The following is a 405-nucleotide window of genomic DNA, read 5'->3' as shown; positions in this document are numbered from 1 at the left end:
CCGACCGAGAAGGTCAGCGTCTGCAGGTTTTCCGAGGTCGGCTCACCGTCAAACGCCTTGAGGCGCGCGGAGAGGTCTTCCATCGCCGCGCGTTCCTTGTCCGTCGGCGCACGATAGGTCTTCTGCGGCAGGACGAAGTCCTGATAATAGCTCATCGCATAGCCGGCGAGTTCATCGAGCAACCGGTTCTTCTCGGGTGAGGCGTCCGGCGCATATTGCGAGATGAAGCCCCAGAGCTGGCTCTTGTCTTCCGGGTTTGCCACCGCGACGAGGTTCAGCAGNNGCCGCGAAGCTGCCGAAGCGCGGGCCCTGGCTCTGGCCGAGCAGGACTTCATATAGCGCCTGGAACCATTCGCGCAGATTCTCGAACTCATGCTCCTTGCCGACCGAGAAGGTCAGCGTCTG

General features: G+C 62.0%; 1 protein-coding gene and 1 pseudogene. Both read right to left on the bottom strand.

Annotated features, from left to right (window positions below; genetic code table 11):
• A pseudogene (lysK, locus tag B2344_RS11845) lies at nt 1-182 on the bottom strand (lysine--tRNA ligase); the annotation flags it as partial.
• Nucleotides 172-405 (bottom strand): hypothetical protein (locus B2344_RS15965; RefSeq protein ID WP_349679795.1); only part of this gene is annotated, 234 nt, incomplete at its 5' end. The gene B2344_RS15965 and the pseudogene lysK, both read right to left, overlap by 11 nt.

Source organism: Hyphomonas sp. UBA3195 (genome assembly GCF_002366485.1).
Lineage (GTDB): Bacteria > Pseudomonadota > Alphaproteobacteria > Caulobacterales > Hyphomonadaceae > Hyphomonas.
Note: the sequence above shows the minus strand (reverse complement) of the source record. Positions and strands in the feature narration are given on the sequence as shown.